Genomic DNA, 23,567 nt, shown 5'->3' with positions numbered 1-23,567 from the left:
TTTAGTTTTCTAATATAGTAATTGACCACTACTTTGATAATACCATATGTTTGTGTTTTAAATCTAATTGAAAAAAAAAAAAGAAGCGTTTCCGCTTCTTGTTCATACGATCCAAGTCGTCAATTGGTCGATTGGCGTTTTTTTTGCTGGTTTGGGCTCCATATCCGGATACCCCAGATAGATAAAAGCCAGGATTTCCCCTTTGGCCGATAAACCGAAAAATTCCCTCACCTTATCATGATAGGCAATTTTACCGGTTCTCCATACCGCACCCAGCCCCAGCGAGTGTGCCGTTAATAGCATGTTCTGAACAGCACTGTTGACCGCACCATACTCTTCAGTTAGAATGACATTTTTCTTATCGCTAGGCTCAATGCCTACCGCAATGATGACAGGCGCCCTCAGTGGGTTTTTCTTTGCTTTTTCCATTTTGCTTATTAGGCTCTCTGGTGTGTCATCCACATTTTCAAGTTTAGTGATTTCCTCAAAAACCTGACCAAGCTTGTTTCTTCCTTCACCCATCAGTACGAAAAACCGCCAAGGCTCCGTTCTAAAGTGATTAGGTGCATAAGTTCCGGATTCGATAATTTGTTCGATGATTTCTTTGGGCACAGGATCTTGTTTGACCAGCCCAATACTTCTTCTCGTTTTAATGGCTTCAAAAGCATCCATCGTAGATTCCCCCTTATCCTTTTATCTCCAGAAGCTTCTGCTTCAATTCATTTTCCATCACGGCAAGTTCCTGCTCAGCATGACGTCGTTTATGTCTTCCTTCTTCTTGAATTCTAAGCGTTTCTTCAAGAGTGGAAATTAAATTGGCCTGTGTATTCTTAAGCGTTTCAATGTCTACCAGCCCCCGCTCATTTTCCTTGGCGGTTTCGATCGTATTGACTTTCAACATCTCCGAATTCTTCAATAACAGGTCATTCGTCGTTTTGGATACCTGCTTTTGTGCCTCCACGGCATGACGCTGTCTGATTAAAGTCAATGCAATGGCGACCTGGTTCTTCCAAAGTGGGATGGCCGTCATGATGGAGGATTGTATCTTCTCGACAAGTGCCTGATTCGTATTTTGAATCAACCTGATCTGCGGAGCGCTTTGAATTGTGATTTCGCGGCTCAATTTCAGATCATACAGCCTTTTATCGAGTCGTTCAGCAAATTGGCGCATATCGTTGACTTCCTGGAACTTCATCTGGTCATTGCTCATCTCAGCAGATTTCTTAAGCGCAGGAATGGTTTGCTCATATAACTCTTCAAGCTTGATTTCCCCTGCTGCGATATAGACATTCAACGCTTGGAAGTACTCCTTATTCGTTTCATAGAGCTTTTCCAAGATTACAATATCCGATAGGAGTACATTCTTGCTACGATCAAGCTTGACGCTGATTCGGTCGATTTGAGCGCCTGTTTTTTGGTACTTCGAAAGGGCTTCCTGTACCGAGCCTGACAGTTTGCCGAACATTCTAGCGAAGAACGAGGGTTTTTCGGCCTTCAGTTCATCCGGGCTCAATTCGTTTAATTTCTTCATTAGATCACTGATGATGTCGCCTACCTCACCAACATCCTTCTTTTGCACATGCTCAAGCATCGAATTGGAAAAGGACAGTAGCTTTGATTGGGCCGGTGTTCCATACGATATCATGGCCTGATGATTCGTCGGGTCGATCTGTTTCGCAAGCTGATAGGCCTTCTCCCGATTCTCCTCCGGAATCACATCGATGAGTTTGACCGGCTTTGCTTCCTGTTTGGACAATGTTTCTTGCTCCTTCACCTCAGCAAAAGGATTGGCTAAAAGGTCATCCATTAAATTAGAGCTACTGGCATTATTCAACAAATCAGAATCCTTATTATTCATTTTAGCCTCCTGCTTTCCTCTATTTGTGACTCTTTGCGTGTTTTAATGGTTTGTTTCGCAACATCCAATTCAAAATTGAGGGTATCAATATCATCGGAAAGGACTTTATATAAATCTTTTTCTATCGTTTTAGTAAGATCCTTCAACGTCTTTCTAGTTTCGGTCAATGACAGTTCAAGCTCCTTGTTCTTTCTCGGTTGCTGGGCCAGAAAAACATATTTCTCTGCCAATTCCGTTGCGGAATCCAAATGAGAATAATAAAACGATTCAGCTTTATAGAACCTTTTCGGCTCTTTTTTAGTCAGACTATATATTTTCCTGATCATTTTAATCATATCCTTCCTCTGTTTGAAGGAAGAAAGGTGACGCACTGAAATAAGTGCCTTTTGAACCCGCCAGATTTTTGGCTTTGCTTCATCTATATTTTTCTTTATATATTGATATTCTTTCCTTGTAAGTTGATGTTTTTTTAAAAATCGTGAAGTGAAATAAAGTGAACCCAACCAGTAAGTGAGCCCCCCTCCGACCAGTGAAAAGACCACCGAAAGCATGAAGGATTGATCTAAGGCAAATAGGCTGATCAATCCCACCAACAAAGCTATCGGGGCTGCAACCAGCATAGGAACAACATCAGCAAGAAATCGATTCATTAGTATTATCCTCCTGACTTACACTCTTTTCTATATATACGGATGATCGCTACTTTAGTTTCATAACGGAAGAAAGATTTCTTCCTTACCTAAACGATATAGGAACTGGCGGATTTCTGCAAATTTATTGAAATGATTTCTTTTCCTCAAATCAGAAACCTTTCATATGAACATCCCCTAGGCAGCCATCTTTGTCACTTTCTTAACTCCCACATAGACTATTGATATCTGTCTATCCAGATTTTAAAGGAGAGTGAAGTAATGAAGCATCACGGTTTCTATCCGTTGCCCCAACAAAACGGAAATCACCAGTTCCAAGAGCTGGATATCGAGGCCAAGCTCCCCCAAACGCAAACGATTGAAGGAAGAATCCTGGAACTTGAACGTCAAAATGAACGCCAACAGCTGAAGAGAATCAGCCAGGTTCATCACGATGTCTCACGCATAAACGCTGCCGTGGACCAGGTAAACCAGATTGTGAATAGGCTCAGTGAACATGATCAGCAACGAAATAACAAAATCACCAAACATCCATGGGACGACGAAATTATCCCGTTTCGCTATACCGTTGAAGACTAATGCATAAAAACAGCAGGGCCTTGCACCTGCTGTTGTATATTTATTTCATCCAAGGCATCATATGACTAATTCTGGATGGATATACCTGCCGAATCTATTAATCAAACGTTTGATTAATAGAGGTAAAGCATACTTTAGCGCAGGGTATAGCTTTTATGAAACCGTGTCATCCGTCTTCCTTAATAATCGATACACCACTTCTTCTATCCCTATATTGTAATACCCCATTTCCCGGAAGCTCTCGGCCGCTTGCTTCAGAGTCCCGGTAAATTTCATGACCCCTTTTTGCAACACACCAATACGGTCACATAACTTCACGATTTCACTCATATCATGGGTAATGTATACAATTGTCTTCCCTTGCTCTGCCAATCTCTTTACATATTGATTAATTTCAAGCTTGGATTGAAGGTCGATCCCGACAGTTGGTTCGTCCATCAAGAGAATATCCGGATCGTGAATCAGAGAAACGGCAATGTTCAGTTTCCTCTTCATTCCTCCAGAGAGGCTCGATACCCTTTCATCCCACTTATCCTCAAGCTGTACGGCATCACATAGCTCCAGTAGACGTTCTTCCGTTACTTTTCCCTTTACAAACTTACTCCAAAAACGAAGATTTTCTTTGACGGTAAACTCATCCCATAATGCGATATCCTGTGGGACAAAACCAATGAGTTGACGAACTTGCTTCGTTTGCTTTTTTAAATCCAGCCCATTAATCCTGATGTTGCCACTAGAAGGCTGTAATACGGTTGCAAGGATGGAAATGAGTGTTGACTTCCCTGCCCCGTTGGATCCCAAAAGTCCAAAGATTTCTCCTTTTCCTATTTGCAATGACACATCATCAAGTAGCAAGTTATCTCCGTATCTCTTTACGATATTATTAATGATAATCATCTGACGTTCAGCCCCCAATTTGTCGTTTTCCAAAGCAACGCTATGCAAACTCCCGAAAATAATACGGTCCATCCAATCTCGCTAAATGACGTATACAACGGGTAGGCCGTAACCCATAGAATTTTCTGAGGAAGCCAAAGGGATATAAATTCAAACGTTGGGGAAATATCACCAATCGGAAAAAAACTCCCCCCCGCAATTGCCAGAATGAATGCCATTAATGAACCGGCCACATAATAGCTTCCGAGATGATGCATCCGACTCGCCGTCCACATGCTGATGGAAGTTGTAAAAACGATGAACAGAACCATTCCAAGATATAGAAAAAGTGTAGTTTCCATAAGTTGAAAATACCTTAAAACCATTAAACTGCAAGCAGCTTGAAGAACATGAAAAAGAATATAGGCTCCTGACGTCTGTCTTAAATAAGAGGCGAGTCCTATATTCGTCGTCATTATTCTCGGAAATAAAACGGAGCGTTCCTTCACGACCCAATCCGATGTAATGAAACAGGACAGCATGGTGAAGAAACTCCAAACACCTAGGTAGGAAGTAAATAGAACATCTTTATTTTGTGTTCCCGCTATACTATTTTCACTGACATAGTTTATGGTCATCAACGGTTTTGGATCCAACTGATCTTTCGTATATTCGAATGCCTCATCCCACACATCCGCCTTTATGCCTTTTTCTTGTTGATAGAGCTTTTCCACTCGATTGGCAGCTTTGACGGAGCTTGTCACCTTCGTAACCTCACTCGCTACCACTTCACGAACAATACCCGAGGCTATGGAAGTTGGTGAAGTCCACAGCTCGATGCTCTCTTTTCTTTTGTCATCTAATATATGCGCCTGAAACCCTTTCTTTAAGACGAATATACTGTCTACCTCATTACGGGAAAGAAGGGTATCGGCCTCATCGAATGAGGTCTCTTTCACGACGATGCGTTGCTGTAGCTCCATTTGTTTGATGAGGTTTCCTGAAAAATCCGTTTGGTCTTCATCTACGATAGCAATCGGGATGACCAATTCCTTTTGTTGCTTCTCCAGTAACGAACCCACCCCAACAGCGGCCACGATCGGTAGCAGAAACAATAGGAGGGTAATAGGCTTGAACATATGCTTTAGTTTCTCTATCATGACTCCCATTACCTACTCCTCCTTATTTGTAAAATCCCCTTTATGATGAAAACACTGCACAGAGATAAAATGATGAGCCAAGAACCAATTTCGACAGGGGCATAGGCTGCTTCCTCCTGCACCATTGCGAACATGAACTTGAGGACCCATCCATTTAATGAAAATAAATTCAAGATTTGTAACCAATCCGGAAAATATACGACGGGTATGAAATGCTCACCAATGACAGCCCCTAAAAGAATAAGGCCGATGCCGGCAAATTGATAAAATCTTTCATTCCGTATCATCGCCTCCATCCAGCTAAAAAAGGTTATAAATACGAAAGCAGCCACGAGTGTACTGCCGATCCATATACTTATCTCCATCGGTTTAGAGATCCCATTCCATAATAAGTAGAGAAGAGCAATCAGGATGGAACTGACCGAAACCATGATATATGCCGCAAGCATTCTAGATAGGGTGGATTGAAAATGAGAAAAACCCAATCCCAAAAGACGGTTTTCTATGGCTGCACTTTCATTTCTTTTCAGTAATAGAAGCCCTAAAAAGCTCCATATCATGATAAGCAGTATATAAAAAGAGATAGCATAATAATGTAATAGACTTTCCTGAAAAAGATTCTTTTGCTTTTTTTCATCAAAGATTTCCCCACGACTTAGTACATGGAGGGAGAAGGAAAGAACATCCCTTTTGAATTGTTTCTTCTGCATGCCCTCGGATAACTCCGCCTCTTCCATGAAGTAATCGATTGTATTGATCCCGCCTTGTGCAGCTGAAGTAAAATCAGCCGCACTTTCCATCACATGACGGACAAGCTGGGATTGAAGTGGTCTTTGGCTGTTTCCCGTAACTTTGACGGGTGTATTGATGCCTCGTGCTACGTCACGGCTAAATCCCTTAGGAATGTAAATAACTGCCGCTACCTTATTATTATGGAGGAGTTCATATGCCTTTTGTTGACTGGTATCAACGGTGGTCATGACCCCATTCAAATGCGGGCTATCCGTAAGCTGCTGGATGACCATCTTCGTTTCTACCGTAGGGTCTTCATTTATTACAGCTACCTGAAATGCTTGAACTCGGCTCTCCTCTTTTAAAAAGTGATTCCCAATCACACCCGCACCCAATAAAAAGAAAATAGGAGTCAGCCACAATGCTGCGGCCGATTTCCTATTTTTCAACAGTACCTTTAGATAAAAGGAAGTAAATACAAACATGTTCCTCATATAAAACTCACCCTACTTAAAATGCATCATCAGAATCTTCATCTTCAAAATCATAATATCCATCATAACTCGCTTCATCGCCATAATCGTAATCGAACATATCTTCAGAAATGAGCCCGTATTTCATACCGAGCTCCATAAGATTCGTCCCTACTTCTTGCTGGATTTCATACATCTCATCAGGAGAAATGTCGACAACACTTAATCCCTGACCAGAATCAAGCTTAAAATCCTGCATATCCACTTTATCTTTCAGCTTCGTCTTGGAATCCAGGTTGATTGTGACGCTTCCCGATTCCGAAGCATCCTCTAGTCCGACTGTCATCTTGAATTTTGAATTAGAATACTCATCCTTTATGTTCAGGTCATTCTTCTGTTCAACCGTTCCCTTCCATGCAGACGGCATATCCGAGAAATCCGCACCATCAAAGTCCAGGTTGAATGTCCTGGTGATATCCTGTTTCCCAGCTTTTTCTTCTTTGATGTCACTCTTCATCGTAAACTTGATTTCATTGGTATCACCAAACTCTTTAAACATAAAGGCTGCCTTGAGATCTTCAGTCCGCTTCTCTTTTTTTGCGGCAACATCATTCGTGACACTGAACATTACCTCTGTATCCTGATCATTATCAGGTGCTAAATTGATACTGAATTCTTTGAATGCCTGATCATCCCCGTAAGGAATGTTTTTACCTTTCATGACCACATTAACTTGATCAGAGCTATCCCCTATTGATGTCGTTACTTTACGGTCGATGATTCGCTCTTTCTTGTCTATTAATAAAGTGGAGGTAAATCCTTCAGCAAAACGGATATCCTTCAATTCACCCTTAGCGTCTTTCAAGCCGTCAACCAATTGGCGTTTCATTGCCTTTGTATCTTGCATCTCTTCATCTACCTGTTCGGTTAAGGCAGCAGCACCCGCCACCTTTTGAGCCCGTTTCACTAGAATATTATGAAGCTCTGTATCTTTAATCATTTCATCCATTAAGTCGTCTATGAATGTTTTAGTTTCAGAAGCAGAAAGTTTCAGAGTGACTTTCCTTACCTTCATGGCATCGCCTTCGTGCTTATATTCCACACCTTTTTCAACCTTGAATTGATCATCATCCAAATTATCCATCAGGAAAGATCCATAGCGTTTTTGTATATGTTTCTGTTCCTTCTCTGTCAGTTTCAAATCCTGCCATTCAAGGTCTGATATTTCCAATGTTTCCGGTCCATCATATAACGGATCCATAATCCGCATGAACTCCCCATATTCATCAAAGTTCAGGAAAAAGAACTTATCATATAACATGGGCACCTTTAGTCCGGCTTGGTCCTTGGATTGGACCATTTCCACATCCATTGCTTTTTCCTTATCAATATTTAATGCGACGGTGTAATGACCCTGATTCGTTTTGGGATCCTGATCCATTTTGGCGGAAATCGATGCCTGGCCCAATAGTTCCTTGACCATCTCGAAGTCTGGATCGCTCCCTAAGGAATCCATGTCGACATCCCCACTTAGTGTCATCTCCGAACGGGAAGGTTGCTGCATCGTTTTCTCTTGGAATTCCAATGAATCACCATGCTGATCCATCCATTGATCTTTTGCATATTGATACGATTTATATTCAGAAAGTAGATATAATTATTTTGGGGATTTATGAAGAATAATGGCTGCAGCTGCACTGGAAATAAGGATGATTGTTAAGATTGCCGCAATGATTAGCGTTCTTTTGTTAAATCGCTTCTTCGAGGGCTTTTCCTCAGCTTGCTCCTGCCTCATTTCTGCAGCGGCTATTTCTTTTTCCGTGAGCTGTTCTTCCCCCGGAAGTACCGCACCGCATGAAGGACAAAATTTTGCATCCGCATCCACCGGCTTACCACATGTTTTACAATTTTTCATTTTTCATTTCTCTCTCCCTTATCCTGCTTATGACTCCATAAACTACTAAAACGTTAGTCCTTTATCATCATAAACAACATATTTCTATAATTCTATGTTTTCGACAAAAAAAGACAAATCCTACAGGAATAATAGGCATGAGTACCCATTCAATTTACGTATCACCCCTTACCTCAATTTTTTCTTATTCCTATTGCTCGGTGTAAATGACACATCGCCTTATCCTATGTACATCCAACCTGACATTATTACTGTAAATGCCGTTTTCGGGTAAACCACCCATATCAAGCTAAAAAAAACGGGAGCACCTTAGCGCTCCCGTTTCACCTAACTCAGTTTATAAGTTGAGCTAATTTTTCATTTCTTGCGTCTTGCTCTTCTTTGGAAGATAAATCATACTTCTTTAGCAGATGGAAAAGTTCATTAAGCATTTCTTGCGTCTGCTCTTTTTCCAGCAACTCCTTCAAAGCTTCGCCTAGCGTTTTTGGCAAGAAATCCTGTTGGCTACTAAGCTTCATCCTGACATCTTGCCTGGTATGGTTAAGATTGCATGCTCCCAATGATCATTCACTCCTTATTTCTTTCATGGCATCATGAAACCCAAGCATACTACCGTTCCCCCCCATTAATCAAACGATTGATTAAATTTTAAAAGGGACCATCCTCTTCTTCATCACAAAAAAAGCCAACATACTAACATGTTGACTTTAACGTCTTTGAAAGGATGACCTTCTACTTCTTTTTAGTTATGCCTTTCCAAAACTCTTTGGCAACTACCTTATACCCGGACTTACTCAGATGGATATCTTGTTTATTCGGAAGATACTCTTTATATTTTTTCCCTATTTGAGTTTCAGTCGATACGTAGGTATCCCCATTTTTCTTTGCTACCGCTTTGATTTGTTCATTTAGACTTTTCAATAGTGGCAAAAGAAGTTCCTGTTGCTCTTTCGGATAGTAGGGGAAGGGATTATAATAACCCATCACATATACCTTGGCCTTTGGGTTCAGTTTATCGATCGTACGGAGAATGCTTTGCAAATTAATACGGACCACATCGATTGCTTCCTGTGCATTGTAAGGGTCCGTCTTAATTTTACCTAGGAGATCATTGGCACCAATATCAATGGTGATGTGGGTCGCTTCTTTAATTTCCTTTCTGACCTTACTGCTTTTAACCAAATCATTCTTCAATTTTTCAGAGGTATACCCGGGTACACCAAAATTATCGAAATCGGCCAGCTTATATTTATTCTTCACAAAAGAATCCGCAATATAATCGGCATATCCATAATCGATGACCCCATCCGGTGTTTGCCCAGCAGCCAACGAATCCCCTAAAGCGACATACTCCACTTTCGCCTGTTTGGCCGTTGCACTAAATGGCGTGGCCACCAATGCCACCGCTAATAACATACTTGCCGCCTTCTTCTTATTATTCATTTCCTCTCCCCTTTTCCTAACCCTTTTTTGTCTCACTACAATAGTTCTTTTTTCCCTGGTAGATTCCTTCTTGTTCAGAAGATAACTTTCTGACAAAAAACCACAAAAAAAGCCCGGTTTCCCGGACATCTCTTGTTTGCTTAAATTTTGAAAGCAACGACCTTCTCTTTCAATTCCTCGGCCATCCTCGCCAGTGATGAAGCAGAGGCGGTGATTTCCTCCATGGAAGCCAGCTGTTCCTCTGAAGCTGAAGCAATTTCGGCCGTACTTGTTACCGATCCTTCCGCAATACGGGTTACTTGCTCAATGGCCGCGCTCACTTGATCTACACTCGCTGCCATTTCCTCCGATACAGCGGATGCCTCTTGTATTTCGGAACTTACCATTTCTATCGACTCTAGGATGGAATCGAATGTTTTCCCAGTCTCCTCGACAAGTTTCATTCCCTCTGTCACTTCCTGGGTACCATAGTTCATCGTATTGACCACAAGTACCGTATCATCTTGAATATTCTGAATGAGGTCAGCAATCTGCTTAGCTGACTGGCGAGATTGTTCAGCCAATTTCTTGACTTCATCAGCCACGACTGCAAAACCTTTCCCATGTTCACCGGCTCTTGCCGATTCGATAGCCGCGTTCAAGGCTAAGAGATTCGTCTGGTCGGCTATGCCCGTGATCACTTCGATGATCTTGCCAATTTCATTGGATTGATCATTCAGTTTTTTCACCACTTCATTTGATTCGTTTGTGGACGTTGAAATGGATTTCATTTGTTCAATCACTTTGTTAAGATACTCGCTACCGATATTGGCTTGTTTTGCGGCCTCCATTGCCGATTCAGTAACAGCGGAAGTCGTTAAGGCAACTTTCTTGGTACCGATGGCCATGACTTGGACACCCTTTGAACTCTCTTCTACATAGTTATTTTGAGTTTCAGCCCCACCGGCCACTTCTTGTATGGCCGTTACCACCTGTGTTGTCGCAGAATTGGTTTGTTCCGCGCTTGCCATCAGTTCCTCCGAAGAAGCAGCAACTTGATCCGTTGCAACATTCACCGTATTGATCAAACTTCGCAAATTACCTTTCATTTCATTAAAAGAGCTGGCCAATTCACCGATTTCATCCCTATTCTTCACTTTCACATCTTCTATCGTCAAATTTCCGGCTGCAATCTGTTTCGCTGCAGCTGAAACGAGCAGCACAGGTTTTGAGATGCTCCGGTTTATGATTAAAGCAATCGCCACCCCCGTGATAATGGCTAGGACGCTTATAATCAGAATAATCCTTTTCACCCCGTTAACCTGAACGGACAATTCATCACTTTTTTCTAAAAGGGCAGCCTGTTGATAATTAAATGCCTCTTCACTCACTTCATTTAATTTTATTGTAAGGGGAGCTCCTTGATTGTTCATTAAGTCGATGTATCCTTTTTTATCATCTAGATCCTTTAATTCAATTAGCTGTCCGGCCAGCGTTTCATATTCGGTAGCATAGCCATTTAGCTCGTCCAAAATTTCCTTTGCCTCGGGATCTAGACTAAGCCCACTATATGTATCGAAAGCTTGTTTGAAGGAATCCTTCGATTGTTGGAACGCTGATAAATATTTATCCGTATCATTGACCAAGTACCCTCGGAGGGCGATTTGTTCCGTGCGAATCGCGTCGACCATTTTTGTCGAAAGAGAAATCTTTTTGACACGGTCTTCTATAACACTTGAATAACTATCGTCTACACTGTTGAACTGATAAAATGTAATCCCCGTTATGATAGCTAAAAGAGACAATACTCCGCAAAAGCTCCATAGTAATTTTTTCTTTACAGTCATCTTCATCTTTCCATCTCCTACTTAAGTTGCATTTTTCTATTACGCGAGTACGTGATAATGATTGTATCGGTGAAAATACGGTTAGTTTTAGTTGGTAAATAATTACATTAGACTTCTTTGTAATAATTTGCGTCATACCCTTCCATCTTTTATCCACTTATGGCAGGAGAAAAAAATGAACAACATGCCCGCTCACCAAATAGGACAGAATAATATTATCTTGGATATATTGTTCGAATTTCAGCAAGATAATCTAGAAGGTCAAGTATCAACAAAAGAATAAGGAGACTTCTTGATGACTATTTTAACTGATGTCAAACTATGTGCCGCCAACCTTAAGGGAGTGGAAGCTGGACTCTCTAGCCTGGCACTCCGAACTCAGGATGACGAATCGAAGCGAATCTTACACGAAACGATGATGAAAGTGAATGAAGTGAGGAAAGATATTCAAAAGAGGGTCGGAAAGTTAGAGAGCGAAGGATTACAATAAGACCGGGGTATGGAGGTGCTAAATAATGCCTGATTGGTTACAGGTGGTGTTACGATCGCTATTTTTTTTGATCGTTCTTTTTTTAATTACGAAATGGTTAGGGAAAAAACAAATCTCCCAACTTTCATTTTTCGAATATGTCACGGGGATTACGATTGGAAACGTGGGGGCGGAGTTAGCCACAAAGGTAGAAGGAAATATTTTTCATGGAGTCCTCAGCATCCTCGTTTTCGCATTTGCTCCTTTCATAGCTGGCTTGATTTCATTGAAAAGTAAAATTTTCCGTGATTTGGTGGAAGGGAAAGCCACCGTGTTTATTAAAGATGGCAAGATCTTGGAGGACAATTTAAAAAAGGAAAAGTATACGACCGATGAATTATTATGGCTACTCAGAAGTAAGGACGTTTTTGATATATCCACGGTGGAGTTTGCCTTATTAGAGGCAAATGGTGTTTTTTCCGTATTATTAAAGAAAGAAAACCAACCACTCACACCAAAGGATATAAATATGAAGGTTGATTTAATCAAGGAGCCTCAAACGATCATCATGGATGGGGAAATCCTGGATGAACCACTCTCCGCCATTGGGCTGAATCGTAATTGGTTGAGTACGGAATTGGAGAAACTAGATGTACTCCTTGAAAATGTCTTTCTGGGGCAAGCAAAATCAAATGGAGAGTTAACGGTTGATTTATACGACGATAAAATTAAAGTCCCTTCTCCTCAAGAAAAGCCATTATTGCTTGCGACTTTAAAAAAGTGCCAAGCAGATTTAGAGGTATTTTCCCTCTCTACCGATTCAAAGGATGCCAGAGCAATGTATAGCAAAAATAGCGAAAAACTGCAACAAGCCATCGATGAGGTAGCCTTTCTATTGAAATAATAATTATTAATTTTTTATTCGCACTTCCATTATGGAAGTAATCACACCAATAATGATAATAGTCAGACATGAAAACAGAAAAATTTCTATTCCTAAGATGAATAAACCTGCTGATATGATTGCGGTATCAATGATGATAATGATTAAAGCAATATCCATGGAGGAGGATTTGGAGATGAATTTTGCCAACAAATCCGTTCCTCCACTGCTTGTTTCATATCTGAGCATAAGCCCTATCCCCACCCCGATAATTACCCCACCAACCAATGAACTGGTGAAAATAGAAACCGCAAATTCCCTTTTTAATGGGCTTAACCAATCCATGAAAAGAGAAGTCAATAGTAACCCATGGATGCTGCTATAGAAAAGGGAACGCTCATAACACCAGGCATATGTAAATAAAGGGATGCTAAGAACCAACATCGAAAGCCCTGTCTGAAAGTCAAAGAAGTAATGTAGAACGAGAGCGATCCCGATAATCCCACCATCTATCAAGTGATAAGGGACCAAGAATCCATTTATCCCAACACTAATCAAAAAGCTACCAACAATCACTGCCACTACTTTTTGAAAATTGATAAAACCACCTTGCTCCCTATTCGATATTCCTTAATATATGTCCAAATCTTAAGGACAAGAATGGGTAAATGAAAAAAAATCAAAAAGCAGGACCCTTATTGGATCCTGCTTCGGCATTCATTTTCTATTAAAGACAATTATTCACATTCACTTTAACTCTAATAACACAACATTTTCAACATGCGTAGTCATCGGGAACATATCAACAGGTTGGACATGAACAGCCTTATATCCGCCTTCTTCCAAAATATGAAGATCCCGGGCTAATGTTCCTGGGTTGCAAGATACATAAACGACTTTCTTCGGTTTCATCTCAATAATGGTATTTAGAAGCGTTTCTTCACAGCCCTTGCGCGGTGGGTCCATGACGATGACGTCAGCTGTATTACCTTTTTGATAGTATTCAGCAATCACGCTTCCTGCATCACCAACAACGAATTCGGCATTCGTAATCTCATTCAGTTCTGCATTGCGGCGTGCGTCTTCTATGGCTTCTTCCACCACTTCCACACCAATGACCTTTTTCGCTTTTTGTGCCAAGAATAAGGAAATGGTACCAATGCCACAATAGGCATCAATCACGGTTTCTTCTCCCGTTAATCCAGCATACTCCAGCGCCTTGTCATAAAGGACTTTCGTTTGGTCCGGGTTGATTTGGTAGAAGGATTTAGCCGAAATCGCAAATTTCACGTCGCCAATCATGTCATAGATTACTTCGTTACCCCAAAGCACGAACATTTTTTCTCCCAAAATGACATTCGTCTTCTTCGTATTCACGTTTTGAACGATTGATTTCACCTGTGGAAGTCGGTCAGTGATTTCCTTCACGATGGTTTCGATGAATGGGATACTCCTGGTCCGTGTAACAAGCACGATCATTAGCTCACCCGTTTGTTTAGCATAACGAGCCATGATGTGACGCAAAACACCTTTATGTGTTTGCTCATTGTAAGCGGGAATTCCCAGATGACTAAAGACTTCCTTCACAACCTGAACCGCTTCGCTAATCACTTCATTTTGAATGATGCTTTCTTTTGTTTCCACAATTTCATGTGTACGTGGTTTAAAGAACCCTGCAATCAGCTTGCCATCTTTCTCCCCGACAGGCACTTGCGCTTTATTACGGTAATGGGTAGGATCTTCCATCCCAATAACCGGATAAACCGTCGCATCCTCAAGTTTTCCAATGCGGGTCATCACGTCACGCACTTGTTTTTCCTTAAACTCCAATTGACCTTCATAACTCATATGTTGCAGTTGACAGCCACCATACTTGTTATAGTCTTCAGTAGGGATCTCCACGCGATATGGACTATTTTCGATAATTTCCATCAAACGTCCGAATCCATATCCTTTATTGGCCTTCAAGACTTTAATTTTTGCTTTTTCACCAGGTAGCGCGTTCTGAACGAAGATCGGATAGCCATCAACTTTAGCTACTCCAGCACCTTCGTGCGTTAAATCTTCGAATAAAACCTCTATAATATCATTCTTATTAACAGGTGTTGTTGTTTTCATATCATCTTCTCTTTTCTTTTTTAAGCTAACCTGTATTTTACCACAAACATAGCCTTGCCACAAAATGACTCACCAATTCACGCTATTCCTCATAAAAATATAGAAAAAGAATTCCTGATTAATTCATCGTTTTGTGCATAAAACGGCGCAGGATCGAGAAAAGTAAGGAAAAGTGAATGAGGTGAAGAAATGGGTTTATTCAGCTCCATATCAGACTGGAACTCAAACAGGCTAGAAAAACATCGAGCAAGCATGGAAGAAAAAGGCCTTTGTCCAGATTGTTACGGTCGGGGATACAGCTCTTTTGTACCGACGGAGTATCATTTTTCAGATATCCACGACTGTCCCGGCTGCAATGGTTCCGGCGCATATGCCGACTGGGCTGCCATGAATGGACAGCAAACATAGAAGGGTCAATCCTTACATCTGCAAGCCTGATCCCCAGTTTATACTGGGGTTTTTTCTAGTTCCTTGACCATATAGGCAAATTCCCCGTCACTCACTCTAATCATCTTCGTCTTTTTGTATCCTAATCGTTTATAAAGACGCCCTGCATCGGGATTAACATCTTCAACAATTAATGAAATACTTGGATATCCCTTCTCTACTCCGAACGCTTCCATTTGATGAATTAAAGATGTCCCAATACCTTTGCCGCGAAAATCGGGATCCACACTTATTGTATCCAAATAGAAGTCTTCCATCTCCGCTTCTTTGTCGATGTTAATGCTTGGGTCATTCTTTTTCCTTCTTAATCGTTCCGCTATCGGTTCATCCAAGGCCACGGCATCTTTTCCATGATAGGCGATGATCAATCCAGCCACTTGCCCATCCTGTTCATACACCAACGTATTTTCATAACTCATTCTGTTTCCCCTGCTTCTGAAAAAATCCCCAAGAACAGCAAGTATTTTTTCTTCCTTCGTTTCACCGGTAAGTGTTTCGGCTATTTCCTTGATGGCAAAACGTATTAATATTGCTGCCTTTTCTGCGTCTTCTTTAGTTGCTCTTCTGATAGTCACGTTCCTCAATCTCCTTACTAGAATAAAATGAAAAGGCCACTCAATGTGAAGTGACCTTTATTGATTATTTATTTTCCGGGTCATCCGCCAAAATGCCTTGTGGAATGAAAACATCGAAATGACGATACTGGTTAACGAATTCAGCTGGTGCCATACCACCGAATTCCCCATCTAGGTTGAGCATCATTTCTTTTTTTGATGTAATTTTGATTCTATTGGCTTTTACATAGATGACATTTCTATCATGGATATGTTCTCCGCGCATGGCCAACGTAACAATGCGTACGATATCTGCAAGATTTGCCTTTTTCAATATTAGCAGCGTGAACATCCCATCATTGAGCGATGCATCTGGTGCCAATTTTTCAAAACCGCCGACAGAGTTCGTGTTAGCTACTAAAAACAACATGATTTCGCCTTCAAAAAGCTTTCCATCATATTCTATCGAGACTTCCGTCGGTTTGATGGAAGGCAACATCTCGATTCCTTTAATATAGTAGGCCAGCTGTCCCAGCATTGTTTTGAGCTTGATTGGTACATCGTAAGTTAATTCGGTCAATCGTCCTCCGCCTGCAATATTGATGAAGTACTTCTCATTCATCTTTCCAATATCGATCGGCATCGTATGCCCATTGGCAATGATATCGGCTGCACCCTCAATGGATTTCGGTAAATGCAATGCCCGTGCAAAATCATTCGTCGTTCCCGTCGGAATGATTCCTAATTTCGGGCGTTTTTCTGCATCGGCAAGCCCGTTTACCACCTCATAGATTGTACCATCTCCGCCCGCTGCGATAACGATATCATATCCGCGTTCGATGGCAATTTTGGCAGCGTTCGTTGCATCACCAGCACCGGTAGTTGCATGTGTCGAAGCCTCGTATCCAGCTGCCTCTAGCTTGGCGAGCACTGCTGGTAAACTTTTCTTGATGGCTTCCCGTCCTGATGTCGGGTTATAAATTAACCTCGCTCTTTTCATTTCCCATCATCCTTATACGTATTGATTCCATAAGTTACATAATAATCCTTCACTTCACGAAAAGCAATTTCCCTCAAAAAAAAGGACCGTAAGCTGGCCCATCCTTATTTATTCATATCTGCTATCTTATCAGAGAAATTATATAGCTTTTTATGAATTTATTCTAGTATCTAGTCTTAATTAATGATACCGAACGTTCACGTTATAAGAATCTGAAATCGTCAAGGTATGACGTCCTTTGCCAAATTTCAACGTACCATTCTTTACGTCGCTATCTTCATCATCTTCCGTCTTCACGCTGACAGATTTCCAGCTATCTTTTGGCCCTTCCAGCTCTTCGACTCCAAATGCCTGTATCGTTATATCGCTTTTTTCCTGTAGATAGACAGTAAGAGAACCTGCATCATCTACATTCCAATCGTTAACTAGTTCTCTCGGCTTTAAAGTGAGGTCTGTGTCTTTTCCCTCGACTTCCAAAGCCAGGTCGGCAGGTATGATGAGCGTTGCTTCAAGGTTCATCCTATCTCCACCCAGCAGTCCATTTTGAACGGGGAGATCTTTCAAACTGATATAAAGTGTATCGCCTTTCCTTTCCACCATTAGATAGTCTTCAGCCTCTTTTAATAGTGACTCACTATCTTCCATTACACGTTCATCGTACGTGCCAAAAATGGAAACATTCTCATTGCTCCCTCCTTCAACCGTTAGAGGGTAGTATCCCGGATCCAATACGACCCGCTGAATTTCTTTCCCGGCTTTTTCATTGAAGCCAGGCAAATCGACGGTTTTTTCCTCGCTTTTCACCGCTGCCGTCACCTGTTCCATCACGCCGCTTGATGTTAGCAAAAGTAAAGCAATGCCCATCATTCCAAGCAGTCCCACAAAAATGATACTAATAAAATCATATTTCACGAAAGAACTCTCTTTCCTTGAAAAATAGATATAAAAGAGGATCTCGCCTCCTAAAATGATGAAAAGAAGCGGCCACCAGGATAAAAGGATCATCGTCAAACTCATATCTGAAATCTGGGAGAGCAACAAAAGTACGCCTAACCCAATTAGGGCCACTCCCATTGACACCGTCCCAACTCTCCATGTTCTCATTTTGTTTCCCCCCTAACTTTCTCTTTCTTACTTCCAGACAGCAATTTGATTCCGCCGCCTATTAATAGGACACATACAATCCCTTTTTGAAAATAATCCCTAAACCAATACTCAAAGTTATCACCTAGCCATTGCTGTAAATATGGGACTGCTGCGGGTACTATGATATTGCTCGCGAAGAAATAAACGCCTATAGCCACCAAACCATAGCCGAACCACTTTTGTTGATGGGCAATGCCTGTAATGATTGGCGTGTCCACCAGTGGTCCTTCATCCATTTTGGATGCTTTTTGCAAGCCATCAAAAAAGCTATAAAACCAGATGATTGGAATGAGAAAGAAGAAAAACCCCAATCGAAGTAAATCCAGGATATAGATGGCGAATAAGAAACCTGCCATTAATTGGATTCCGCGTTTTTGTAAGCCTAAATATAAGTGGCCTGCACCTGGGAACACGGAGAATAATGTGGCAACCGATTTACTCTTCTTGCCGGATTCCCTTCTCTCTTCCAAATCTTCTAAAACCGACCGGTCAACCAGCTCTTCCCCTTTTTGCTTTTTGTTCAGCTGTTGGATGCCATCAAAAAAGCTGTACACCCAAATCACCGGTAAAAGGGCCATGAATATTAACAAGCCATCTATATGGGTCATTGCCGTTATGAAAATCACCATAACGCCGAGCCCCAGGAACCCAATCAAAAACGTGAGCCCGCGATTCATGAGACCGAGCTGAAAATGGCCCAGGCCCGGTACGAATGACAAGACGATCACATAGAACCTTTCGGCCTCAGGCTGAACCATGCTACTGCCTTCCGAGCCTGATTTATTGTTTGCCCCTCTTAAAGAAGTAACCACCAAATCAAAAATGCTGATGAGGTACACGAAGACTCCCAAAATCGAAATAGCAAGGAAACCATCATCTTGACTAACTACGGCTAGTAGGATCCCTATAGCCCCTAATCCTACCGTAGCCAAAAAATAAAATAGCCCTTTGAAGATCCTGCCCAAGTAGAAATGGCCGGCCCCGGGAAAAAACGACAATATAAAGGCTAACACCGGACTTTTATTCATTTTTAAACCCCTCCTTATTTTTCTTTTCGATATCATCCATCCAGTTAAATGTTTTATCAATCAGTCCGTCTGTTACCGGCGGCGTTTCTTTTATAGCCCCAGACTCCACGTTATCGACGTATTTAGTCAAAGAGTGAAAGGCTCCACTCGCCATCAGTAACACAGTAAAGCCTGCCGCAATCAAATAGTGTTTTGTAATGGTCCTCATTGAACGGGTGTTCTTTGTTTCATCCTCTGCGGATGGCACGGTTTTGAGTGCTGCAATCGTGTTCATCACGCTATCCGCGATATCCAGTTCCTCGTTAGGCCGAACACTTTCCTCTCTTTCTAGCGCTTCCATATAATGCGTTAAACAATCGTCACAGGAGTACAGATGATTTTCATATTCTACTTTTAGAGCATCCGGGATTTCATCTGCGATATACGCAGTCCACTCTGTTACAGAAACATGTTTCATGAAAAATCCTCCTCTTTCCAATGTTTTTTCATCCAATTTCTTGCCCGGTACAGCTTTACTTCAACCGATTTCACTTGGATTTGCTGTTCCTCGGCAATTTGTTGATAGGTTTTTTCCTTTATGTAAAAGTCGTGCACCACTTCACGGTATCCAGCTGGAAGGTCATCAAGTTTTTGTAGCACCAGTTTTCTTCTTTCATTCTGGAAGAATAGTGCCTCAACATCTTCGGATAAACCTAGATGCCCCTCTGATGGCTGTTCCTCATGCGATACTTCCTTTTTCCGGTCTCGTTTCCTCTTCAAGTCTATCGCATGATTGACGGCTATTCGCGTCAACCACGTTTTGAACCCTTGATTTTGATATTGGGGAAGAGAAGTGTAGATTTTGATGAAGACTTCCTGTGTGGCATCTTCAGCATCCTTTTGATTGTGCAGGACGGAATAAACCGTCCTGAAAACCGATTCTTTATACGTTTCAATCAAAATGCGGAAAGCATGATCATTCCCACCTCTTACCTTCTCTACTAACTCGTCTGTCACTTCTCTCCCCCCTTTCATTTGAGCTCTCATGTTATAGACGAGACAAAAAGGAGTTATCCCTACAGATAACCCCTAAATAAAATATTTTGTGGTACATGTACCTATTCACCAGAAAACCGTACCACCTGGAAGGTGATACGGTCATCGATTAGCGTTTATTGATTTCTTCAATCAAGATTTTATTTACAAGTTGCGGATTGGCTTGTCCTTTTGTCGCTTTCATGATTTGTCCGACAAGGAATCCAATAGCTTTTTGTTTACCCGCTTTAAAGTCTTCAATCGATTGTGGGTTATTATTCAAGGCTTCCTCAACAGCTGTCTTTAGCGCGCCTTCGTCAGAAATCTGGACAAGTCCTTTTTCCTTAACGATAGCTTCAGCGTCACCGCCGTTTTCAATCAATTCCTTGAATACCTTTTTCGCAATTTTAGAAGAAATTGTGCCATCTTTGATAAGTTTGATCATGCCTGCCAGTGACTCGGCAGTCAATGCCACATCATGAAGCTCTTTTCCTTCTGCATTTAAGAATGCAGAAACTTCACCCATGATCCAGTTTGACGCCAGTTTCGCATCCGCACCTGCCGCAACCGATGCTTCAAAGAAATCGGCCATTTCTTTTGTTACGGTAAGAACAGCCGCATCATACTCCGGTAAGCCAAACTCTTCAGCATACCGCTTTTTCCGTGCATCCGGCAGTTCAGGAATTTCCGCAGCAATACGTGCTTTCCATTCCTCATCGATATGGATCGTCAATAAGTCCGGTTCCGGGAAGTAACGATAATCATCAGAACCCTCTTTGACACGCATCAGAACCGTTCTGCCAGTAGCCTCATCGAAACGGCGTGTTTCTTGTTCAATGACGCCACCTTCATTCAATATTTCGGCTTGGCGGATTTCTTCATGCTCAAGTCCTTTACGAACGAAGTTGAACGAGTTCAAGTTCTTCAGTTCCGTTTTCGTACCGAATTCCTTTTGACCAACCGGTTTCAAGGAGATGTTGGCGTCACAACGAAGTGAGCCTTCTTCCATTTTACAATCACTGACACCCGTGTATTGAATGATGGATTTCAACTTTTCAAGATAGGCATAGGCCTCTTCTGGAGACGTGATATCCGGCTCGGATACGATTTCAACAAGTGGCGTACCTTGGCGGTTATAGTCACATAGAGAATGATTGCCTTTATGTGTAAGTTTCCCTGCATCTTCTTCCATATGGATACGGGTAATGCCGATTTTCTTTTTCTTTCCGCCGACTTCGATTTCAATCCATCCATGTTCCCCGATTGGTTGATCAAATTGTGAAATTTGATAGGCTTTCGGATTATCTGGATAAAAATAATTTTTACGGTCGAATTTCGTAATCTCTGCTACTTCACAATTCAGCGCAATGGCTGCCTTCATTGCAAAATCAACAGCCTTTTTATTGACGACTGGCAGCACCCCAGGATAACCAAGATCAATGACAGTCGTATTGCTATTTGGAGAGGCACCGAAATGATTCGGGCTGCTTGAGAAGATTTTTGAATCTGTCTTTAATTCTACGTGTACTTCTAGACCAATTACCGTTTCAAAGTCCATTTATTTCACCCCTTACAGCTTAGGAAATTGTTTATGAAAATCTGTTGCTTGCTCAAAAGCGTGAGCTGCGCGATAAATCGTGCTTTCATCAAAATGCTTCCCGATCATTTGTAGACCAAGTGGAAGACCATTAGCCGCGAATCCGCATGGTACCGAAATGCCTGGTACACCCGCAAGATTGACTGGAATCGTCAAAATATCATTCGCATACATCGTTAATGGATCGTTGATATTCTCACCGACTTTGAATGCTGGTGTAGGCGTCGTTGGTCCCACGATGACATCATATTTTTCGAATACATCTTCAAAGTCTTTTTTGATTAATGTACGGACTTTTTGAGCTTTTTTATAATAAGCATCATAATAGCCAGAGCTTAAGGAGAACGTTCCGAGCATGATACGGCGTTTTACTTCTTCACCGAATCCTTCCGCACGTGTTTGCTTGTACATCTCGATTAGTGTTTCGGCGTTATCCGTACGATGACCGTAACGAACTCCGTCAAAGCGAGAAAGGTTGGCAGACGCTTCAGATGAAGAAAGCAGGTAGTAGGCCGCTAGAGCGTATTTGGAATGCGGCAATGATACCTCTTCCCATTCTGCTCCAAGTCCTTCTAATACTTTTAGAGCTTCAAGCACGGAATTACGTGCCTCTTCCCCAACGCCTTCACCAAGGTATTCCTTTGGCACAGCAATTTTCAATCCTTTAACATCGCCTGTTAATGAGTTCACAAAACTTGGCACATCCACGTTAGCCGATGTGGAATCCATTGGATCGACACCAGAAATCGCTTCAAGCAAATATGCATTATCTTCAACCGTTCTCGTAATCGGACCAATTTGGTCTAATGAAGAAGCAAATGCCACAAGTCCAAAACGGGATACCCGTCCATATGTAGGTTTTAAGCCAACGACTCCGCAATAAGCAGCCGGTTGGCGAATCGAACCACCTGTATCCGAACCTAATGAGAACAGGACTTCACCAGCAGCGACAGAGGCAGCTGAACCGCCTGAAGACCCACCTGGTACATAATCCGTATTCCATGGATTGCGTGTCGCCTTATAGGCTGAGTTCTCATTTGAAGATCCCATCGCGAATTCATCCATGTTCAACTTACCAATCGTCACTGTTTCAGCACTTTGTAATTTTTGAACGGCAGTGGCATCATATATTGGATTGAAGTTCTCCAATATTTTACTTGCACATGTAGTCCGTAAATCTTTTGTGACAATATTATCTTTTACACCAATCGGCATACCGAACAAGACGCCTTGACTCTCGCCTTTAGCTAATTGGTCATCCATTTTTTTTGCTTGGTTGCGGGCGTTTTCTTCATCTAATGTTAAAAATGCCTGTACCTTGTCTTCTACCTGTCCGATCCGTTCATACGATTCGTTAACAAGATCAGTAACACTGATTTCTTTATTATGTAAACGTTCATGAAGCTCGGAAACCTTTTGTTCGAACAACGACATCATTGTCCCTCCTTATTCCATTATAGATGGTACGCGGATATAACCATCTTTGCTATCTGGTGCATTCTTGACTACTTCTTCCACCGGTAGTCCTGGTTTCGCTACATCTTCACGCATTACATTTTTCATATCCAAAACGTGAGAAGTCGGTTTTACCTGGTCTGTATCAAGTTCATTCAACTGTTCAGCAAATGAAATCATTTGATCAAGCTGATGTTGGAATTTTTCTGCTTCTTCTTCCGTAATTGCCAAACGTGCCAAATGGGCAACGTGCTTAACTTGGTCCATAGTTATACGTGACATTCTCTTCACCTCCAAAATATCCAAAGCCACTGAATCTAGTCGCTTTTCTCCAGAAAATCATC

General features: G+C 41.7%; 25 protein-coding genes. 3 read left to right on the top strand and 22 right to left on the bottom strand.

The features are described from left to right. Window positions 1–102 precede the first annotated feature (102 nt). From AC503W_RS02135 to AC503W_RS02125, 3 genes are read right to left on the bottom strand one after another with little or no spacing between them, the layout of a single operon-like run. Window positions 103–672 (bottom strand): nitroreductase family protein, encoded by a 570-nt coding sequence (locus AC503W_RS02135; RefSeq protein WP_402872166.1) that lies wholly within the window; start codon window positions 670–672, stop codon window positions 103–105. A 13-nt stretch (window positions 673–685) separates the two neighbouring features. Then, on the bottom strand, window positions 686–1,858 hold the full coding sequence (locus AC503W_RS02130) for a toxic anion resistance protein (RefSeq protein WP_402872169.1): 1,173 nt from the start codon (window positions 1,856–1,858) through the stop codon (window positions 686–688). Then, on the bottom strand, window positions 1,855–2,508 hold the full coding sequence (locus AC503W_RS02125; RefSeq protein WP_402872172.1) for a 5-bromo-4-chloroindolyl phosphate hydrolysis family protein: 654 nt from the start codon (window positions 2,506–2,508) through the stop codon (window positions 1,855–1,857). The genes AC503W_RS02130 and AC503W_RS02125 overlap by 4 nt, the downstream gene beginning before the upstream one ends. A gap of 261 nt (window positions 2,509–2,769) precedes the next feature. On the opposite strand from AC503W_RS02125, the gene AC503W_RS02120 reads away from it, so the two are divergent. Next, a complete protein-coding gene (locus AC503W_RS02120; protein WP_402872175.1) occupies window positions 2,770–3,087 on the top strand; it encodes a hypothetical protein in 318 nt (105 codons plus the stop codon). 153 nt (window positions 3,088–3,240) lie between these two features. Here the strand turns inward: AC503W_RS02120 and AC503W_RS02115 are convergent, their stop codons facing one another. The 8 genes from AC503W_RS02115 to AC503W_RS02080 all read right to left on the bottom strand — a co-directional run bounded on the left by AC503W_RS02115 (window position 3,241) and on the right by AC503W_RS02080 (window position 11,518). Continuing rightward, window positions 3,241–3,984 (bottom strand): ABC transporter ATP-binding protein, encoded by a 744-nt coding sequence (locus AC503W_RS02115; RefSeq protein WP_402872178.1) that lies wholly within the window; start codon window positions 3,982–3,984, stop codon window positions 3,241–3,243. Continuing rightward, window positions 3,981–5,132: an ABC transporter permease gene (locus AC503W_RS02110; protein WP_427688940.1), complete on the bottom strand. Its 1,152-nt coding sequence runs from the start codon at window positions 5,130–5,132 to the stop codon at window positions 3,981–3,983. The genes AC503W_RS02115 and AC503W_RS02110 overlap by 4 nt, the downstream gene beginning before the upstream one ends. Further along, window positions 5,132–6,349, bottom strand: a complete 1,218-nt coding sequence (locus tag AC503W_RS02105; protein WP_427688942.1) for an ABC transporter permease — start codon at window positions 6,347–6,349, stop codon at window positions 5,132–5,134. The genes AC503W_RS02110 and AC503W_RS02105 overlap by 1 nt, the downstream gene beginning before the upstream one ends. A 16-nt stretch (window positions 6,350–6,365) precedes the next feature. Beyond that, window positions 6,366–7,934: a hypothetical protein gene (locus tag AC503W_RS02100; protein ID WP_427688944.1), complete on the bottom strand. Its 1,569-nt coding sequence runs from the start codon at window positions 7,932–7,934 to the stop codon at window positions 6,366–6,368. 51 nt (window positions 7,935–7,985) lie between these two features. Continuing rightward, window positions 7,986–8,243: a zinc-ribbon domain-containing protein gene (locus tag AC503W_RS02095; protein ID WP_427688946.1), complete on the bottom strand. Its 258-nt coding sequence runs from the start codon at window positions 8,241–8,243 to the stop codon at window positions 7,986–7,988. A 332-nt stretch (window positions 8,244–8,575) separates the two neighbouring features. After that, on the bottom strand, window positions 8,576–8,803 hold the full coding sequence (locus AC503W_RS02090; RefSeq protein WP_402958590.1) for a hypothetical protein: 228 nt from the start codon (window positions 8,801–8,803) through the stop codon (window positions 8,576–8,578). Between the two features lie 172 nt (window positions 8,804–8,975). Further along, window positions 8,976–9,686 (bottom strand): GDSL-type esterase/lipase family protein, encoded by a 711-nt coding sequence (locus tag AC503W_RS02085; RefSeq protein ID WP_427688948.1) that lies wholly within the window; start codon window positions 9,684–9,686, stop codon window positions 8,976–8,978. Between the two features lie 140 nt (window positions 9,687–9,826). After that, window positions 9,827–11,518 carry a methyl-accepting chemotaxis protein gene (locus AC503W_RS02080; protein ID WP_402872195.1) on the bottom strand — a complete coding sequence of 564 codons (1,692 nt, stop codon included), beginning with the start codon at window positions 11,516–11,518 and terminating at the stop codon, window positions 9,827–9,829. Between the two features lie 289 nt (window positions 11,519–11,807). Between AC503W_RS02080 and AC503W_RS02075 the strand changes: the two genes are divergently transcribed. Together AC503W_RS02075 and AC503W_RS02070 are read left to right on the top strand one after the other, a co-directional pair. Beyond that, window positions 11,808–12,002, top strand: a complete 195-nt coding sequence (locus tag AC503W_RS02075; protein WP_402958596.1) for a DUF1657 domain-containing protein — start codon at window positions 11,808–11,810, stop codon at window positions 12,000–12,002. A 25-nt stretch (window positions 12,003–12,027) separates the two neighbouring features. Then, a complete protein-coding gene (locus AC503W_RS02070) occupies window positions 12,028–12,885 on the top strand; it encodes a DUF421 domain-containing protein (RefSeq protein WP_427688950.1) in 858 nt (285 codons plus the stop codon). 6 nt (window positions 12,886–12,891) lie between these two features. On the opposite strand, the gene AC503W_RS02065 is transcribed toward AC503W_RS02070, so the two are convergent. The 11 genes from AC503W_RS02065 to gatC form a co-directional block, all read right to left on the bottom strand. After that, window positions 12,892–13,440 carry a YitT family protein gene (locus AC503W_RS02065; RefSeq protein ID WP_427688952.1) on the bottom strand — a complete coding sequence of 183 codons (549 nt, stop codon included), beginning with the start codon at window positions 13,438–13,440 and terminating at the stop codon, window positions 12,892–12,894. 171 nt (window positions 13,441–13,611) lie between these two features. Next, window positions 13,612–14,982: a 23S rRNA (uracil(1939)-C(5))-methyltransferase RlmD gene (gene rlmD / locus AC503W_RS02060; protein WP_402872214.1), complete on the bottom strand. Its 1,371-nt coding sequence runs from the start codon at window positions 14,980–14,982 to the stop codon at window positions 13,612–13,614. Between the two features lie 446 nt (window positions 14,983–15,428). Beyond that, window positions 15,429–16,004: a GNAT family N-acetyltransferase gene (locus AC503W_RS02055; protein ID WP_427688953.1), complete on the bottom strand. Its 576-nt coding sequence runs from the start codon at window positions 16,002–16,004 to the stop codon at window positions 15,429–15,431. Window positions 16,005–16,068: 64 nt separating this feature from the next. Further along, window positions 16,069–16,983, bottom strand: a complete 915-nt coding sequence (locus tag AC503W_RS02050) for a diacylglycerol kinase (protein ID WP_402872220.1) — start codon at window positions 16,981–16,983, stop codon at window positions 16,069–16,071. A 180-nt stretch (window positions 16,984–17,163) separates the two neighbouring features. Then, a complete protein-coding gene (locus AC503W_RS02045) occupies window positions 17,164–18,087 on the bottom strand; it encodes a LiaI-LiaF-like domain-containing protein (protein WP_427688954.1) in 924 nt (307 codons plus the stop codon). Continuing rightward, on the bottom strand, window positions 18,084–19,157 hold the full coding sequence (locus tag AC503W_RS02040) for an NINE protein (RefSeq protein WP_427688956.1): 1,074 nt from the start codon (window positions 19,155–19,157) through the stop codon (window positions 18,084–18,086). Before AC503W_RS02040 ends, AC503W_RS02045 begins: the two co-directional genes overlap by 4 nt. Then, window positions 19,150–19,614, bottom strand: a complete 465-nt coding sequence (locus tag AC503W_RS02035; RefSeq protein ID WP_402872228.1) for an anti-sigma factor — start codon at window positions 19,612–19,614, stop codon at window positions 19,150–19,152. The genes AC503W_RS02040 and AC503W_RS02035 overlap by 8 nt, the downstream gene beginning before the upstream one ends. Continuing rightward, on the bottom strand, window positions 19,611–20,153 hold the full coding sequence (locus AC503W_RS02030) for a sigma-70 family RNA polymerase sigma factor (RefSeq protein ID WP_494915810.1): 543 nt from the start codon (window positions 20,151–20,153) through the stop codon (window positions 19,611–19,613). The genes AC503W_RS02035 and AC503W_RS02030 overlap by 4 nt, the downstream gene beginning before the upstream one ends. A gap of 148 nt (window positions 20,154–20,301) precedes the next feature. Continuing rightward, window positions 20,302–21,729, bottom strand: coding sequence for an Asp-tRNA(Asn)/Glu-tRNA(Gln) amidotransferase subunit GatB (gene gatB / locus AC503W_RS02025; RefSeq protein ID WP_427688960.1), 1,428 nt, complete (start codon window positions 21,727–21,729; stop codon window positions 20,302–20,304). Window positions 21,730–21,741: 12 nt separating this feature from the next. Continuing rightward, window positions 21,742–23,202, bottom strand: coding sequence for an Asp-tRNA(Asn)/Glu-tRNA(Gln) amidotransferase subunit GatA (gene gatA / locus AC503W_RS02020; RefSeq protein ID WP_427688962.1), 1,461 nt, complete (start codon window positions 23,200–23,202; stop codon window positions 21,742–21,744). Between the two features lie 12 nt (window positions 23,203–23,214). Next, entirely contained in the window at window positions 23,215–23,505 is a 291-nt protein-coding gene (gene gatC / locus AC503W_RS02015; protein WP_402872241.1) for an Asp-tRNA(Asn)/Glu-tRNA(Gln) amidotransferase subunit GatC, read from the bottom strand. Window positions 23,506–23,567 lie beyond the last annotated feature (62 nt).

The organism is Peribacillus suis (assembly GCF_059384845.1).
Note: the sequence above shows the minus strand (reverse complement) of the source record. Positions and strands in the feature narration are given on the sequence as shown.